Source organism: Streptosporangium sp. H16, from assembly GCF_051918855.1.
Classification (GTDB): Bacteria; Actinomycetota; Actinomycetes; order Streptosporangiales; family Streptosporangiaceae; genus Streptosporangium.
The window spans coordinates 1-16,037 of sequence record NZ_JBPXMD010000027.1 but is presented as its reverse complement, the minus strand read 5'-3'; the positions used below and the strand labels follow the sequence as shown (position 1 = coordinate 16,037).

Genomic DNA, 16,037 nt, shown 5'->3' with positions numbered 1-16,037 from the left:
CGATCAGCCTCCTTGTAGCTGCATCGGGCCGTGCGACCAGGCGTTACGGCATTCGGGTGGTCCCGCTGCGGCCGATCGGGGCACTCGCCATTCCTCCGGCACGCATTGGCGGCACACATACCGGCGCGAGGCCACGGCCGGCGTGCCGAAGATCCGTTCGTTGATCCAGCCGAGGTCCTCCACACGCATGACGGTGGCCAGATCGACCCGGTCCACCACCCCGTACGGTCTGCCGTCGCGTTCGACGAGCACGCCGGGTACCTCCCGCCGGCCGCCCAGGATGTGCCCGATATCCAGCAGGACGTCCACCTCGACCTGGTCATCGTCGAGTTCCAGCCTGACCAGAGGAGGCAGTGACTCCGGCACGATGTCCTTGACGAGGCTGATGACCTGCCCGTCCTCGGTGAGAGCGGCGAATCCCCCCACCGTGCCATCGGTGATCGATTCCAGCGGCACCAGGGCCGCGCGGCCGGGGAACGTGCGGACGAATATGCCGATCATTCGGTTCTCCAGTCTCCGACGAGCATGAACGCTCCCCAATGACGTGGGTCGGCGAAGGGGCGCCACCTGTAGTCGGCGGTCACCGGCGCCTCGGCCCTGAACCGCAACAACGTGAGCCGCCGCAGGATGAGGTCGGCGGGGGCGTCCGGTTCGGTCAGGAGGCCTTCGTAGAGGGCGATCGCCGCGGCGAGATCCCCCGCGCGGGCACGTAGCCCGGCCACGTCCAAGCGCGTTCCCAGAGAGTCGCCGGTCGGCCAGGACTGCACGCGGCGGATGGCCTCCGCGCAGGTCAGGTCTCTGATCGCGAGCTGGGCTGCGGCCAGGGCCGCTGCCGGGCCCGCGCCGGAGCGCCAGCGAGGATAGAACTCGCCCATGGTCAGGGCGGCGGACAGGTCGTCGACCGGGTGACGGCTGACCACCAGAGAGGACACCCCCGCGTACATGAAGGCCCGGACCAGGCCCATCAGCTCGTCGCCCGGCCGTTCCTGGCTGCGCCCGCTCTCGCAGGCGCTCAATACGACCAGGCGGGCGTCCAACCGCAGATCGTAGACGTCCTCGACGGTGAGCTGGGCATCGGCCAGCAGGATGCCGGACTGCTCCGGATTGTCCTGATCGAAGAAGGCGTGACAGGCGATGTGGATGACGTCGTGGGCGTCGGCTCCGTTCCTGAGGAGATCGCGGGTGGCGTCCATACCGATGAAGGGACGGGCGCCGAGCAGGTCCGCGACCGCCCTGGCCTCGGTCCTGGCGTGTCGCAGGTCACCCCGCGAGTCGCCGAGCACGAGGGCGGAGAAGGGCCGCCCGCCCGGCTCGCCCCTACGAGCTCGGCACAGGGCAAGCACCGAGGCGCTGGGCAATCGGCAGACGGGATTACGCATGATCAACGGTTTGCCGTCCACGACCAAGGCGTGCGGCGGCACGTCGTGCAACGGTCCCGAGGGCACCAGGCACAGCACGTCGCCAGGCTGCGACATGCCTTGGAGGTGGCGAGACAGCTCCTCAAGTGCCTCGGTCGGCCAGGTCGACCAGGCGATGCCGTCTCCGGTGACGGCCAGCAGCCCGACCAGGCCGGGTTCGAGCGCCACGAACTCGGCCAGCAGCACTGCCGGTCCGAGCATGGCGCGCACCTCGTCGGCCGAGCTGACCCTCCCGGCCAGCGACGCGCGACCGCCGAGGGCGGACTGAAGCAGCCGCTGCTCCAGCCGGCGCAACGCCGACCCCTCACCGGTGATCTCCCTGGCGATGCGCTCACCAAAGGTCTCGTCACCGCGCAGATCGGTCCCGAGTTCCCGGAGCCGCTCGACGGCGGGCGAGTCCACCCGGGGGTCGGCGGCGAGGGACAGCAGCAGCCGCCGTCGTTCCCTGGCGGCGGCGACGGAACCGGCCAGGCGGGCCGCCGCGGGCCCGTAGAGGGGGTGGCCGAGTTCGAGTCCGTCCACGAAGGCCCTGGCTCGGCCGCGTTCGACCAGTTCCAGGGCGGTGTCGAACCGGGCGGCGGCGATCGCCTGGGTCAGGGCGTGCTGGAGCAGGGGAAGGTTCTCCGCCTGCCAGGCGATGCGGTCGGCCTCCGCACGGAGACCGCCCCTGACACGGTCCTTGAGGTCCAGCGCCCTGAGCAGGTCCGCCAACGCCTCCTCGGGCCGGCCGAGCACGTCGAGCACCCGGCCACGCGCGTGCGACCAGGCGATACGCACCGACGGCTGAGCGCGAGGCGCCGGGGGGTTGGCGTCCAGGACCGCCAGCCCGCCGACCGGGTCGCCGACACTGGACAGCGCGTCGGCGAGGTTGCCCGCGATCACCACGCGTTCCCCCGGGTCCAGGTCGTCGCGGTCGAGCAGGCCCGTGAGAATGCGGGCGCCGCCGGCGTGGTCGCCCTGGAGACGAAGGATGGTGGCCTCGATCGTGGCGGCCTGGCTGTCGTCCTCCAGTCCTTGGAGGATCTCGCGCGCTTCACCGTGGCGTCCGGCGTCCCGCAGGACCCGGGCCAGCAGCAGCCGGGCAGGGCGGGCCGGTTCTCGCGAGTCGAAGCGTTCCAGCGCGCGGTCCGGGGCACCGAGCCGGACGTCGATCTCGGAGTGGAGCAGGTCGGCGAAATCGTCGAGGCTGACCAGCGCGGTCATCATGACCTCTTGGTGGTCGAAGTCGATGACCCGGGGCAGCCTGCCCCGGACGTCGGCCTGCTCTCGATGGTCGTCGAAATCGCCGTGGGCCCAGCTCGGGAGAAACTCGACATTGGGGGGCTTGCCGAGGAAGGCGATCACGGCCTCGGCCGCCCCCAGGTAATCCATGGCCCGCTGCACGTCCGGCAGGCGGAGCACGACGTCGGCACGCATCAGGTCGATCAGGGCCGCGAGAACGCCCAGACCCGCCGCCACCGCCTCCTCCCGCGCCGCCCCGAGCAGCTCGTCGCTCTCGGCCAGCGCCTGGCGCGGGCTCAGCTCGGTCTGGTACGTCACGAGCCGCGCGATGACGGAGTCCAGGCCGGGGAACGCGTCGAGGATGCCCCCGTGCGGCTCCTCGCCCTCCGTGATGAGGATCATGAGCGGCAGCCGCAAATCGGGGACCGCCATGGTGAGCTGGAAGAGCCAGCGCAGCGCGTTCAATGGTCTGCGCTCGTTCTCCGGGGCGGCACGCACGGCCCTGACCAGGTCTTCGAGGGCCGAGATGATGGCTATCGCCTCGGTCCGGTGAGGGTCGCCCTCGGCATGGGTGACCTGGGCCATGCCCCGCAGCAGCAGCCCATGCCAGTCGCCCGGCGACAAGGTGAGCAGGACGTGAAGGTGGTCCAGCGCCGGGCGCGGCCGCCAGTGCACCAGCAGCACCTCAGCCAGGAGGCGGCGCACGCCGGGATTGTCCGGGTGCCGCACGGCGAGCAGTTCGAGCAGACCCGGCGTCGCCTGGAAGGCCTCCATGTCGTAGGGCCGCAGGCGCATCTCCTCGATGACGGGCAGGGCTCGATCCACCTCGTCCAGCACGGTCAGGCAGCGGGCCAGCCGCAATGTGTTCCCGTGCACTCCGGCGGCCAGGATCTCGGCCGGGGACGGCCCTCGCCCGGTCCACTCCTCGACGACGGGCCCGATCCCGGGCAGCCGCGGATCGATGAGGGCCTCGAACGCGCACAACACGGCGTCGTCGCGCCGATCCAGCGCGTCCAGCAGCACCAGGCGGGTGACCACGGCCTCATGAATCAGGTCCGCCGTGGGGACGGTGTCCAGGTAGGGCAGTCCGGCTTGGGGGTCGGCGGCCAGGACCGCGGCCTCGTCCGCGGCCTGCCGCACGCAGGCGGTGAGGTCCTCCACCGCCTCCACGTACCGTTGCTGCTCCGTCAGACGGCGGGTCCGGACGAGCCGGTGCCGAGGTTGATGGGGTTCTCTGACGATCGCACCGCCGATCGCCTCGATCGCCTCCTCTCCCCGCCCCAGTCGTGCAAGTACGGCGGACTTGCCCTCGTACGGGCCGGCCCGGTCGGGGTCCGCGGCGATGAGCCGGTCGAAGTAGCCCAGCGACTCCTCGAAGCGGCCCTGCCTCGCGGCGCCGTAGGCCAGGGCGAACAGCGCCGGCGGCTCCTCCGGGTTCAACGCCAGGGCCGTTTCGGCAAGCAGGGCGGCATGCTCGGCCGCCCCCTCGTGATGGGCCGCTCTGGCCATCCACCCCAGCTGCGCGGAGGTCTCCGCGACGGCCTGTTCCGCGCTCCCGCTCGCGGCAAGTCCGGCCAGTTCCCCGGCGATCACCGCGACGGCGGCGTGATCACGGTTGGTAACCTTGACCACCGCCATGCGGGCCAAGGCGGACAACTCGCCAGGGATTCTGTCATTGCCGAACGCCTCTCGCATACGCCGCAAGACGGGGAGCAGTCCTTCGAGGTCGCCGAGCCCGATGAAGACGTCCTCAAGGCGTTCGCCGACATTCCGGAAGGCGGCGGCCTTCTCTTCGGGCCACCACCCGAAAAAGGACCGCAGCAGCCGTGGCTTGACCGCCCGGTAGAACGTGCGTCGTATCCGGTCCGTGTACTGGCCCACGCCCGCTCCTCGTCGGCGGTCAGGAAAAACCAGAATGAAGCCCCTTCAGACCATCGCGGACCCCGCAATCGCGTTACGCGGCACCCGGTCGCGGAGCCGATACGAGTTCGACGGTGAGGGGAGACGCGTCGCGCTCGCCGCTCCCCGGTCCCGCCGCCGACGGCCTCGGCCGCCTCGGCCAGGCAGGGGCATGTCTCCTGGACCTGCTGTCTGCTCGCGTCGCCGGCCGTCCCCGGTGAAACAGGCGCCGGGGGTGTGGCTAGATCGGGAGGTGGCCGCGGCGGATTCGCCAGTGGCTGCCGGCCCTCAGGTGGTCGACGATCGCGCGCTGGAGCACGGTGCGGCGCGGCAGCCGGTCGAGCGGCGTGGTCAGGGTGCGGAAAACGAACCGCAGCACCTCGACGTCGGCGTCCAGCCCTTCCGGCTCCTCGTAGGGCTCCAGCTCGAACCTCCGCTGGAACCGGACGATGTTGGAGTCCTCGGGCAGGTACTCCAGCAGCTGCGGGTCGAGCAGCCACGAGCCGCAGGAGAACGCCGTGTAGCGCTCGTCGGGAAAGTGGCGCGGGAAGAACGCGCGGGCCTCGTCGAGCGACGCCGTGACCGCCTCCGGGGTCATCGGCCCCGACTCGGGGATGTGCAGGTCGATGGTGGTGCCGCCGCGGTGGTGCTGCAGCCTGCCCAGCTCGTAGAGGGCGCCGCGCGCGTGCAGCGTCAGCCAGCTCTGCATGACCGGCCAGCCCTCGCGGTGCATCCGCCGGTCGATCGCGAGGTTGCGGCCCAGGTCCGCGAGGGTCGCCCACGACACGGCATCGGCGATGCCGTGGTCGCGGTGGTACCCCGTGACGACCTCGACCAGGGCCAGGTACGCGTACACGTAGAGATGCCGCCAGGCGGGGTCCCGTTCGCGCGGCAGCTCCGGACCGGGAGAAAGCCAGCCGTGGCCCCCGAGGTCGGCGCGGACCAGGGCGATCGAGCGGTCGAGCAGCCAGCGCAGCTCCGGGGTCCACAGCGGGGAGCCGGGGTCGGGCCAGCCCGCCATGATCTCGGCGGCGTCGTCCGGCCGCACCGCGAGCCGGGCGAGGATCGCGGGCGCGTCGGCCTTGGCGGGCAGCGGAGCCGACGGCCGGTCGCCGGCGAGCCGGTGCACGCGCTCGACGTCCTCGACGGGGACCCCGAGCTGGGCGGCGGTATTGTCCAGATCCACGCGGATGATCCTACTTCCGTCCGGTATGAGGGTCAGCTGAACCGGCTCCACCCGACCCGGGGCCTGTCAGGTGACACGGCCGCCCTCACCTCGTCCGTCAGGGCGGCCGCGTCGGCCACGACCTGCTCGATCCGCCGCGTCGACTCGCCGACGTGACCGAGCAGCCGCTGCGCCCGTGCGGCGAAGTCCCGCGGGGCCGTGGGCAGCCGGGCGGCCGAGGCCACCATGCCCTTCTCGTTGACCAGCCACCGGCCCGCGTGGCCGTGCAGGGCCTGGCAGGCGACGCCGACGGCGCGGAACAGGCAGCCGGCCGCGTAGGCGGGGTCGGTGCCGGCCGCCCCGTACCGCGCCAGTGTCACGGAGAAGTCCGCCTCCCACAGGCCGTCCACGAGCGCGGCGCTCAGCGCCGCCGGGTAGGCGCGAGTACGTTCTCGCAGGTCGGCGAGCTCCCCGGTGGGATCGGCCAGCACCCGGCACAGTGCCACCTCACCGGCGTAGGCGTGGGAGTAGAAACCCAGCGGGTGTCCGGCCTGGATCCCGACCTCGTAGCGGCCTTCTTGGCAGTCGGCCCAGATCCGGTGGACCCGGTCCAGGTCGCGGTAGATCCAGTCGACCCGCCGGCCGCCGATGGTCAGCCAGCCGCCGCCGTCGACCCAGGGGCCCCAGCCGCCCGGCGCGGTCAGCTCGGTCTGCTCCCCAGTCTCCTGCTCGGCCAGCGCCCGCAGCGCCGGCACGTCCAGGTCACCTCGGTAGTACAGCCCCAGATCGATGTCCGAATCCGGGCGGTGCGTGCCACGGGCACGGCTGCCGCCGAGCACCACCGCGACCATCCCGGGGATCCGCGTCAGCCGCTGTGCGAGCGCCCCCAGAGCCATGTCGTCCATGGGGACGTATTCGATCACACCGGGTACTTCGCCCACCGCTGTTCTCTCGCGGAACCGCTGCCGGCCCCATCCCCTTGCCGGGGATCGCGGCCTCACGGTCGGAACGTGCGGCGGTAGGCGTCCGGCGGTACGCCGACCGTGCGGTGGAAATGGCGGCGCAGTGTCGTCGCCGTGCCCATGCCCGCGGCCGAGGCGATGGTCTCGACGCTGTCGTCCGTGGTCTCCAGCAACTCCTGCGCGCGGCGGATCCGCTGCGTCAACAGCCACTGCAGGGGGGTGGTGCCGGCCACCGAGCGGAAGTGGCGGGCCAGGTGGCGCGAGCTCATGTTCGCCTGACGAGCCAGGTCTTCCACGGTGAGCGGCTGGTCCAGCCGCCTCATCGCCCAGGTGAGCAGCTCGGCCAGGGGGTGGCCGTCCTGGGCGGGCACCGGCGTGGTGACGAACTGGGCCTGGCCGCCGGCCCGGTGGGGCGGCACGACCAGGCGGCGGGCGACCACGTTGGCGATCGCCGAGCCGTGGTCGCGGCGGACCAGGTGCAGGCACAGGTCCATCGCCGCGGCCTTGCCCGCGGAGGTGAGCACGCTGCCGTTGTCGACGTAGAGCACGTCCGGGTCGACCTCCACCCGGGGATGGCGCGCGGCCAGTTCCTCGGTGTGAGCCCAGTGCGTGGTCGCGCGCAGCCCGTCCAGCAGGCCCGCGGCGGCGAGCACGAACACGCCCGTGCACAGGGAGACCACCCGCGCACCCGACTCGTGAGCCGCGCGCACCGCCTCGACCAGCTTGGCCGGCGGGTCCTCGTCGACGTCCGCCAGGGCGGGGACGATCACGGTGCCGGCGTGCGCCAGCCAGTCGAACCCGTGGTCCGGCTCCAGCAGGAACCGGCCGACCCGGACGGGGTGCGTGCCGCACACCCTGACGTCGTACCAGGGGCCCGGCACGGCGTCAGGGGCGGAGCCGAAGACCTCGTAGGCCAGGGCCAGCTCGAAGTGCAGCATCCCGTCGGTGGCGGCGACCGCGACGGAGCGCGGGAAAGAACTCATGTCGGAAATTGTACGGGTCGTGTCGTTCCGGACACTGGGCACCGATGGGCCGGCGAAGACAGGATCTATCCGGTGAAGCACTTCGAGCACGCGGGAGCAGATATGGGATCGGGTTCTATCGTGGCGGTGTTCGGCGCCTACGGGCACACCGGGCGGTTCGTGGTCGCGGAGTTGCGCGAGCGCGGACACATCCCGCTGCTCCTCGGCCGCGACCGGGACAAACTGGTGGCGCTGGCGGAGGCCCACCCCGGGCTTGAGGCGCGGCAGGCGTCGGCCGACGACCCGGCCTCGCTCGACCGCGCGCTGGACGGCGCGGCCGCCGTGATCAACTGTGCCGGGCCCTTCGCCTCGACCGCCGCGCCGCTGGTCGAGGCGGCGCTGCGCGCCGGCGTTCCGTATGTCGACGTGGCGGCCGAGATCGAGGCGAACGTCGACACGTTCGCGCACTTCGCGGAGCGCGCCCGCGCCGCGGGCACCGTGGTGGTCCCGGCGATGGCCTTCTACGGCGGCCTCGGCGACCTGCTGGTCACCACCGCGATGGGCGACTGGACGGCGGCGGACGAGGCGCACATCGCCTACGGCCTGAGCAGCTGGCACCCCACCGAGGGAACGCTCGCCTCGGGCGCGGTCTCGGGGCGGCGACGGGGTGGCCGCCGTGTTCGCTTCACCGGCGGACGGCTGGAGTATCACGATGACGCCCTGCCGACCCTGGAGTGGCCCTTCCCGGCTCCGCTCGGCCCCCAGAGCGTCATCGGGGAGTTCACCATGGCCGACGTCGTCACCGTTCCCAGCCACCTGGCCGTCCCGGAGGTGCGCACCTACATGACCGCCAAGGCGGCCTCGGACCTGTCCGCTCCCGGCGCCCCGGCGCCGGCCGCCGTCGACGAGCGCGGCCGCTCCGCGCAGACCTTCGTCGTCGACGTCCTCGTCCGCTCCGGCGGCACGGAACGCCGCGTGGCCGCCGCCGGTCAGGACATCTACGCCGTCAGCGCGCCGCTCGCGGTGGAGGCCGTCGACCGCATCCTCACCGGCCGGACCAGGACCGTCGGCGTCGCCTCCGCGGGCGCGGTCTTCGACGCCCCGGACTTCCTCCGCGCCCTGTCCTCGCACCTCTCGCTGCACGTCTCGGTCGGAACACACGGCTGACCGGCGGCCCGTGCCGGCCACGGGTACGTCAGCGGGCCGGGACCCGGGGGCGGTTCCACCACAGGGAGAGGGACAGGGCCGCGGTGATGAGGACGGCGCCGCCGGCGGCGAAGGCGGCGGCCGTGTCGACCCGCTGGTGGACGACGGTGAAGCTGCCGGGGAGGGCGTCGAGGGCGCTCTGGAGCTGGCCGGCGTTCTCGGCGCGATGATAGGAGCCGCCGGTGGTCTGGGCTATCCGCTTGAGCGCGGGCTCGTCGATGACGCGGGGGTTGCGGCCCCTGTCGAACCCGCCGCGGCCACCTCGGCCGCCGGAGCCGCCGCCCCAGCCGCCGTATCCGCGGCCGTCGAACTGTGAGTTCTCGCAGACCATCGGGACCGGGTTCGTGGTGCCGAAGCCGATGGGAAAGACACGGACGCGGCGCAGGGCCGCCTCCCGGGCGGCGATCTGCGGGTCGACGCCCTGGGTGTTGGCGCCGTCGGTGAGCACGACGATCGCGGCACCGGAGTAACCCGGCCCGCCGCCGCCGGGGTCCGCCCCGGTGGAGGCGACCGACGGGTCGACCTCCGCGATCGCGTCGATCGAGGTGAGCATGGCCTGCCCGATCGCGGTGCCGCGGGCCACGGTGAGGCCGTCCAGCGCCTCGATCAGCGAGTCGGTGTCGTCGGTGGGCGGGACGAGCAGCCCCGCGCTGCCCGCGAAGGTGACCAGGCCGATGCGCGGCCCGCCCCGCTGCGACTCGATGAACTCGGCGGCGGCTTTCCTCGCGGCGGTGATGCGGTTGGGGTCGACGTCCGTGGAGCACATGGAGCCGGAGATGTCGAGCGCGAGCAGGATCGTCACCGACGTCTGCGGCACCGGAACCGACGCCTGCGGCCGCGCGGCCCCGACCGCGAGCAGCGCGAGCCCGGCCACGAACAGCGCCGCGGGAATCTTCCGCGTCCAGCGCGTGCGGCCGGGCAGGGCGCCGCGTACGAGCGCGATCGAGGTGACGCGCACGGCGGCCCGCCGGCGGCGGCGCCGCGCCCACTCGCGGATGGCGAGGATCAGCGGGACGACCAGGATGGACAGCAGCGCCCACGGCCATGAGAACGACATTCAGATCACCCGTCCAGACCGGAGCACGTTGAGCGCCGCGCCCGCGGTGAGCAGCGCGAGGGCGAGCCCGATCAGCCCGCCGGCGAGGGGCAGCGGCTCGTCGGAGACGGTGAGCCGCAGGTCGATCGTGTCGGCGATCCCGTCGAGCCGCGCGGTGTCGGAGGCGGGATGGTAGGCACCGCCGGTGGTCCGCGCGATCGAGGTGAGGGTGTCCTCGTCGAGCGAGGTCTGCAGATGGTAGCCGTCGACCTTCACCGCCGCCCCGGCCGTGGTGCCGACCCCGACGGTGTGGACGTGGACGCCCGCCCGCTGGGCCACGGTGGCGGCCCGTTCGACGTCCGCGCCCTGGTTCTGGCCGTCGGAGAACATCACGATCGTCGCGGACGGCCAGTAGCCGATGTCGGGCGCGGTGCCGTCGCGGCCGACGGCCACCTGCTTGCCGGTGATTGCCGACAGGGAGGCCGTGATGGCCGTCCCCAGAGAGGTGCCACCGGTGATCCTCAGCCGGTCGATGGCCTTGAGCGCGACGGAGTGGTCGGCGTCGGGCCGCGCGGTGGTGAGCGCACCCCGCTCGAACGCGACGACTCCGATGTCGACGCTGTCGGGCTGCGCCGCCACGAACGCGCGGGCCGCCCGTTGCGCGGCCGCCAGCCGGGTGGGCGCGACGTCGTCGGCGCCCATGCTGTTGGAGACGTCGACGGCGAGGATGACGGTGCCCGCGGTCCGCGGGACCGGCACCATGGCCGCCGGCCCGGCGGCGGCGATCGCGAGCACCCCGACGCCGGCGATCGTCAGGCCGACTCCGAGGTACGCCCGGCGGCCGCCCGGCACGGCGACCCCGGCCGCGGTGAGGGCCGCCGTCCTGCGGCGCGCCGAGACGACGGCCGCCCAGGCGAGCGCCGCCGTGACGAGCAGCCCGACGGCCGCCGGCAGCCAGGAGGACAGGGTCATGAGGCCCCCTTCGCCGGTCTCGGGTGCCCGTTGACGACCTCGGCAAGCCCGGTCATGGCGACCGGTTCCCGGTCCGGGCGACGACCTCGACGAGCGCCTCGGCCAGATCGCGGCCGGTGTCGACGCGGTGGACGGGCACCCCGGCCCGGCGCATGCCCGCCTCCAGCCGGGCGTCGCGGGCGTCGACGGCGGCGCGGAGGCGGACCCGCAACAGCGGGTCGGCGGAGTCGACGACGAGCTGCTCGCCGGTCTCGGCGTCCTCGACCACGATCAGCCCGGCTTCGGGCAGCACGTCGTCGGCCGTGTCCACGATCCGCAGGGCGACCACCTCGTGCCGCCGGGCCAGGCGCTGGAGCGAGCGCTCCCAGTCGCCGTCGCCGATGAAGTCCGACAGCACGACGACGAGCGCGCGGCGGCGCGCGAGCCGTCCGGCCGCGTCGAGCATCTCCGCCAGGTCGGTGGTGGTGCCGCCGCGCGCCTCGGAGGTGCGTTCCAGCTCGGCGCCGATCCGCAGCGCGTGCCGCCGGGAGGTGCCGGGCGGCACGACGCGCGGCGCCCCGGTGTCGAACAGCAGGGCGCCGACGCGGTTGCCGCCCCGGCCGAACAGCCGGGCGAGGACGAGCGCGAGCTCGGCGAGCACGTCGTGCTTGCCGCGCCCCGGCCGGCCGGCCGTCATCGACGCCGACCGGTCGAGGACGAGCCACACCGTCAGCTCGCGGTCCTCGGTGAACACTCGCAGGTGCGGCTCGTCCAGCCGCGCGGTCACGTTCCAGTCGATGTGCCGGGCGTCGTCGCCGTCGCCGTAGGCGCGTAACCCGGTGAAGTCGATCCCGGAGCCGCGGTGCGCGGTGCGGTGGGCGCCCTGGAGCCGGCCGTCGAGCCTGCGGACGACCTTCCACTCCAGGCGGAGCAGGAGCCTCTCGGAGGCGGTGGTCATGGCGGGTCAGCGGTTCTGCAGGACGACGTCGGGCGCCCGGACGGCCCCGAGCACCCCGGTGACGATCGTGTCGGCGTCGACGTCGTCCGCGAGGGCCTCGTAGGACAGCACGAGGCGGTGGCGCAGCACGTCGAGCGCGAGCTCGGACAGGTCGTGCGGCAGGACGTAGTCGCGGCCGCGCAGGAACGCCAGCGCCCGGGCGCCCGTGACGAGCGCGATGGACGCCCGCGGGCTCGCCCCGTAGGTGACATACCGTTCCAGCTCGCCGAGCCCGGCCGTCGCGGGGGAACGCGTCACGGAGACCAGTCGCACCGCGTAGTCGACGATCGCCGGATCGACGTACACCTGCCGGGCGCGGGCCCGCATCGCGATCAGGTCCTCGGCCGTCACCATCGGCTGCGGCGGTTCGGGCGGGCGCAGCGCTCGCCTGACGATCGCCTGCTCCTCGGCCTGCGTCGGATAGTCGACGACCACCTTCATCATGAAACGGTCGACCTGCGCCTCGGGCAGCGGGTAGGTGCCCTCCGACTCGATCGGGTTCTCCGTCGCCATGACCAGGAACGGCTCGGGCACCCGGAACGTCTCACGGCCGATCGTCACCTGATGCTCCTGCATCACCTCCAGCAGGGCGCTCTGCACCTTGGCGGGGGCGCGGTTGATCTCGTCGGCCAGCAGCAGGTTCGCGAACACCGGGCCGAGCTCGGTTCTGAACTCCCCGGAGTGCTGGTGGTAGACCCGCGTGCCCACGAGGTCGGCCGGCACCAGGTCGGGGGTGAACTGGACGCGCTGGAAACTCCCGGCGATCGCGGCGGCCAGCGACCTCACCGCGAGCGTCTTGGCCAGGCCCGGCACGCCCTCGACGAGCAGGTGGCCGTCGGCGACCAGCGCGACGGCCATGCGCTCCAGCAGGACGTCCTGCCCGACGATCGTGCGTTTGACCTCGAACAGCACATGTTCGAGCGGATGGGCCGACTCGGAGGACTTGGTCGAGGTCATGTGCTGTTTCTCCTCGTGACGCTTCGGTCAGATCTGGGGCCCGTCGCCCGGCGGCCCGTCGCCCTCGCCGCCGCCCAGGGCCGCACCGATCGGCACCGCGAACGCGATGCCGGCGAACGCCTCGTCGCCTCCCGGGTCGGCGATCGAGACGACGATCCCGATGACCAGGCCGCGAGCGTCCAGGAGGGGACCGCCGGAGCTGCCCGGGTTCGCGGAGGCGTCGAACTGGATGAGCCCGTTCAGGCCGCCGTCCTCGGCGGTCCGGTCGGCGGTCCGGTTCAGGCCCGACACGACGCCGGTGGAGACGCTGTAGGTCAGGCCCAGTGGATTGCCGATCGCCACGACGGGCGCGCCCACGGTCGCGGCGCCGCCGAGCGTCGCGGGGACGACGATCTCCGGCAGCTTCGCCGGCTTGAGGGTCGCGACGTCGAGTTTGGGATTCGACGACGCGACGACGGCCTTCGTCCTGGTGCCGTCGGCGAACGTCACGGTGACGTCCTCGGCGCCTTTGCTCGCGGTGCCTTTGTCCGAGGTGCCTCCGACGACGTGGTGCGCCGTGAGGATCGTCCCGTCCTCGGCCGCGATCACCCCGGTTCCGAGCGACTTCCCGGCCTGGACGACCACCACCGACGGCCCGACCCTCTTGAAGACGTCGGGCACCGTGAGCGTCGCACTGGGCGTCGGCGTCGTGCTCGGCCCGGGCGCGGCCTCCTCACCGCTCCCACCGCCGCTTCCCAGCCAGTACGCGAGCAGCGCCACGACGACGAGCGCGCCGCCCCCGACGACGGACCGCCGAGCCCGGCCGGCCACGGCTCCCCGAGCCCCGGCCGCATCGGCCTCGTGCGGCACGCGCTCCATTGCCCCATACTCATAAATTTCAGTTGAAAGTGCTACAAACTCCGCCTGAAAACTCCCTGGGAACCGGTCCCGCGCCCCCGTACACGCGGCACGGATACGTCTCTCGCGGCGGTGTATCTGTCGGCGGTCGCCCAGGGGACGGAGCAGCGGCAGCCAGACTTTGGGCTACAACCGACTGGGCTACAACCGGCGCAGCACCCGCATGGCGTCCCTCTCGATGCGCGAAAGATCATGGAGGATGACGCCGGCCTGCTCGAGGTACCCCGCGTCGCCGCTCTCTCCGGCTTTCTCGATCAGGGTGGACACGTCCGTCCACAGGACGGCGGCCTCGGCGTACAGCCGGTGACCGGTACGGAGGTCGCCGTCGTCGATCAGCCGGGCGCACTCGCCGAGGAAATCGCGGTAGAGGGCGCGAAACAGGGCGCCGCCGGTGCCGCCCTTCTCCATGAGGAGAGCGGCCTGCGGCAGGTCCCGGCGCGGCTCGCCGGCGCGTAGCAGCCATCCGGGCACCTGCCTGGCGGCCTTCTCGATGCCGCGGTGGCCCAGGTTCGCGATGGGAGCGGCGAGGAAGGCGTCGGCGCAGTCCCTGATGGCGGGGATGATCTGGTCCTGCCAGGAAGGCGGGCGAGCCGGCAGGGTGACGGTGAAGGACCGGTTCCTGGCGGTCATCGGGCCGCGTTCGGCGCGCGCCATGGCGAGGCCGGCCCGGCTGGTGCGCACCGCCCCTCCCTGCTGGCCGGTGTCCACCAGGTAGGCGTCGTGCTCGTCGTAGCCGTACATGGCGACGACATGACCGCCGAAGTGCACCTTGGAGCGGAAATAGTCCAGGTGGTAGCAGTCGAGTTGAAGACCGACCGGTCGGCCGGCGTCGATGGGGGCGGTCACGTTCTCCCACGCCTTGCGCGGTGAGGTGGTCTCCTTGGCCGTCAACGTCAGCCCCAGCCGGGCGGTCAGGTTCCTGGTGAGGTCGAAAGGCTTGACACGGCCTCCGAGAAAGGGGAACGCCATGCTCTTGCTGTCCCAGTAGATGAAGGACAGGCCCGCGCCCAGGCCGAACAGCATGGGTTCGGACAGATCAAGTCCCTCGTGCCGCAACAGCACCCCCAGCGCCGTCGTCTCGCAGTGGTGCATGCCGCGGGACTCGATGTCCTTCACGATGGTCATGCGTCGCTCTCCCCATGCCTCATACCTCACGCCTCATGCCGGCGCGGCGAACGGTCACGCCGTCCCCACCCCTGAACACCTTCGTGGTCAACCGCTGGGGACCGCCGGGAGCAGCATGAGGCCTCCCACAGTGGGAGAGTCCAGCCGAGACCGGACTCGCACGCCGATGTACCCCGGCTTTCGCGGAGGCGGGTTCTTGGATTCCTGTGCCACTCGTCGAGAGGAGAGCGGCATGGGACGGCATGGGACGGCATGGGACGGCATGGGACGGCATGGCAAGGAGACATCCCCCTGAGTTCCGCCGGAAGGTCCTGAACCTGTTAAGACCGTCGGACCGTGCGGCAGGCGAGGGAAGAAGGGTGCGAGCAACTCCGGAACCGGCATTCACCATGATCACCAGGCCGTCGACCCCGCCGCAGGAAGAGCACGGAATATGCGCCCGAACCAAGATCGAGACGTCGTTGACGGTGGAGCCGCTCTCTTGTGATCAGGACGATCACGGGTGCGGGACGCCATGCTTGTTGGCGCTCACATCAGATATCCGCTTGGTCGAGCTCCTCTCCGTTGAGTGGATGGAGGTGGTGGTGGGGGGGATCACACACGAGAGGTGAAGTCCCTGTCAAGGATCGGAGACGTCCTCGCGTTGGTGGCACGGAGCTGATCGTGGATTCACCTGGTCTTATCGCGACGGCTTATCCGGCTGATGAGGCCTCATGATGAAACGTTCATGCGCGTCCTTGGCCTGGAACGGGCCATGGCGAAATTCTCGGAACGCCAATTCTGCTTCGTACACGCAATTCGGCGCCGGGATCGAATGCGTTAACCGAAAGTTTCGCTCAAGCCTTGACAAGTTTCGGACGTGTTTCCACACTGAGTCTCCGAGGCGGTCCCCTCTGCCACATGGTTCGGCGGGGAGCCGCGTCCTTGATGCCTTGGTGGTGTGCGCCCGAGAGCGGGCGCGGTGTCGAGCCCGCGGGGAACATCCCCGCATTCCCCTTCACCTGTGATGTAGTTATGGAGGCTCAGACATGGGCACAAACGCCATACCCCCGCCCGGCACCCGGCGACCCCTCGGGGGTCTTCGCCGGGTACTGGTCGCCGGCGCACTCGGCACCCTCGTGCTCGGCACGCTCACGGCGGTGACCGGCCCGGTCTCCGCGGGCACCGCTTCCGCCGGTGCCGCCGCGTCCACGCTCGGCGCGGCGGCCCAGCAGAGCGGGCGATACTTCGGTGCCGCGATC

The 16,037-nt window shown here is 72.0% G+C and carries 12 protein-coding genes and 1 pseudogene; 2 read left to right on the top strand and 11 right to left on the bottom strand.

The window, feature by feature from the left end; all coding sequences use genetic code 11:
- Positions 1-3 precede the first annotated feature (3 nt).
- The 5 genes from ACTOQ2_RS33180 to ACTOQ2_RS33160 all read right to left on the bottom strand — a co-directional run bounded on the left by ACTOQ2_RS33180 (position 4) and on the right by ACTOQ2_RS33160 (position 7,648).
- Complete coding sequence (locus ACTOQ2_RS33180) at positions 4-501, bottom strand: helix-turn-helix domain-containing protein (protein WP_440104776.1); 498 nt, start codon at positions 499-501, stop codon at positions 4-6.
- Positions 498-4,520, bottom strand: coding sequence for a CHAT domain-containing protein (locus ACTOQ2_RS33175; RefSeq protein ID WP_440104775.1), 4,023 nt, complete (start codon positions 4,518-4,520; stop codon positions 498-500). The genes ACTOQ2_RS33180 and ACTOQ2_RS33175 overlap by 4 nt, the downstream gene beginning before the upstream one ends.
- A 259-nt stretch (positions 4,521-4,779) precedes the next feature.
- Entirely contained in the window at positions 4,780-5,724 is a 945-nt protein-coding gene (locus tag ACTOQ2_RS33170) for an acyltransferase domain-containing protein (protein ID WP_440104774.1), read from the bottom strand.
- A gap of 32 nt (positions 5,725-5,756) precedes the next feature.
- Entirely contained in the window at positions 5,757-6,608 is an 852-nt protein-coding gene (locus ACTOQ2_RS33165; RefSeq protein WP_440104773.1) for a nucleotidyltransferase domain-containing protein, read from the bottom strand.
- A 92-nt stretch (positions 6,609-6,700) separates the two neighbouring features.
- A complete protein-coding gene (locus ACTOQ2_RS33160; protein ID WP_440104772.1) occupies positions 6,701-7,648 on the bottom strand; it encodes a helix-turn-helix domain-containing protein in 948 nt (315 codons plus the stop codon).
- Between the two features lie 102 nt (positions 7,649-7,750).
- On the opposite strand from ACTOQ2_RS33160, the gene ACTOQ2_RS33155 reads away from it, so the two are divergent.
- On the top strand, positions 7,751-8,794 hold the full coding sequence (locus tag ACTOQ2_RS33155) for a saccharopine dehydrogenase family protein (RefSeq protein ID WP_440104771.1): 1,044 nt from the start codon (positions 7,751-7,753) through the stop codon (positions 8,792-8,794).
- Between the two features lie 28 nt (positions 8,795-8,822).
- On the opposite strand, the gene ACTOQ2_RS33150 is transcribed toward ACTOQ2_RS33155, so the two are convergent.
- The 6 genes from ACTOQ2_RS33150 to ACTOQ2_RS33125 all read right to left on the bottom strand — a co-directional run bounded on the left by ACTOQ2_RS33150 (position 8,823) and on the right by ACTOQ2_RS33125 (position 14,796).
- Entirely contained in the window at positions 8,823-9,890 is a 1,068-nt protein-coding gene (locus ACTOQ2_RS33150; RefSeq protein WP_440104770.1) for a VWA domain-containing protein, read from the bottom strand.
- Positions 9,891-10,841 carry a vWA domain-containing protein gene (locus ACTOQ2_RS33145; protein ID WP_440104769.1) on the bottom strand — a complete coding sequence of 317 codons (951 nt, stop codon included), beginning with the start codon at positions 10,839-10,841 and terminating at the stop codon, positions 9,891-9,893.
- Between the two features lie 52 nt (positions 10,842-10,893).
- Complete coding sequence (locus ACTOQ2_RS33140; RefSeq protein WP_440104768.1) at positions 10,894-11,778, bottom strand: DUF58 domain-containing protein; 885 nt, start codon at positions 11,776-11,778, stop codon at positions 10,894-10,896.
- Positions 11,779-11,784: 6 nt separating this feature from the next.
- A complete protein-coding gene (locus ACTOQ2_RS33135; protein WP_440104766.1) occupies positions 11,785-12,774 on the bottom strand; it encodes an AAA family ATPase in 990 nt (329 codons plus the stop codon).
- Between the two features lie 27 nt (positions 12,775-12,801).
- Positions 12,802-13,632: a S1C family serine protease gene (locus tag ACTOQ2_RS33130; RefSeq protein ID WP_440104765.1), complete on the bottom strand. Its 831-nt coding sequence runs from the start codon at positions 13,630-13,632 to the stop codon at positions 12,802-12,804.
- A gap of 180 nt (positions 13,633-13,812) precedes the next feature.
- Positions 13,813-14,796, bottom strand: a complete 984-nt coding sequence (locus ACTOQ2_RS33125) for a BtrH N-terminal domain-containing protein (RefSeq protein ID WP_440104764.1) — start codon at positions 14,794-14,796, stop codon at positions 13,813-13,815.
- A gap of 1,028 nt (positions 14,797-15,824) precedes the next feature.
- On the opposite strand from ACTOQ2_RS33125, the pseudogene ACTOQ2_RS33120 reads away from it, so the two are divergent.
- A pseudogene (locus ACTOQ2_RS33120) lies at positions 15,825-16,037 on the top strand (endo-1,4-beta-xylanase); the annotation flags it as partial.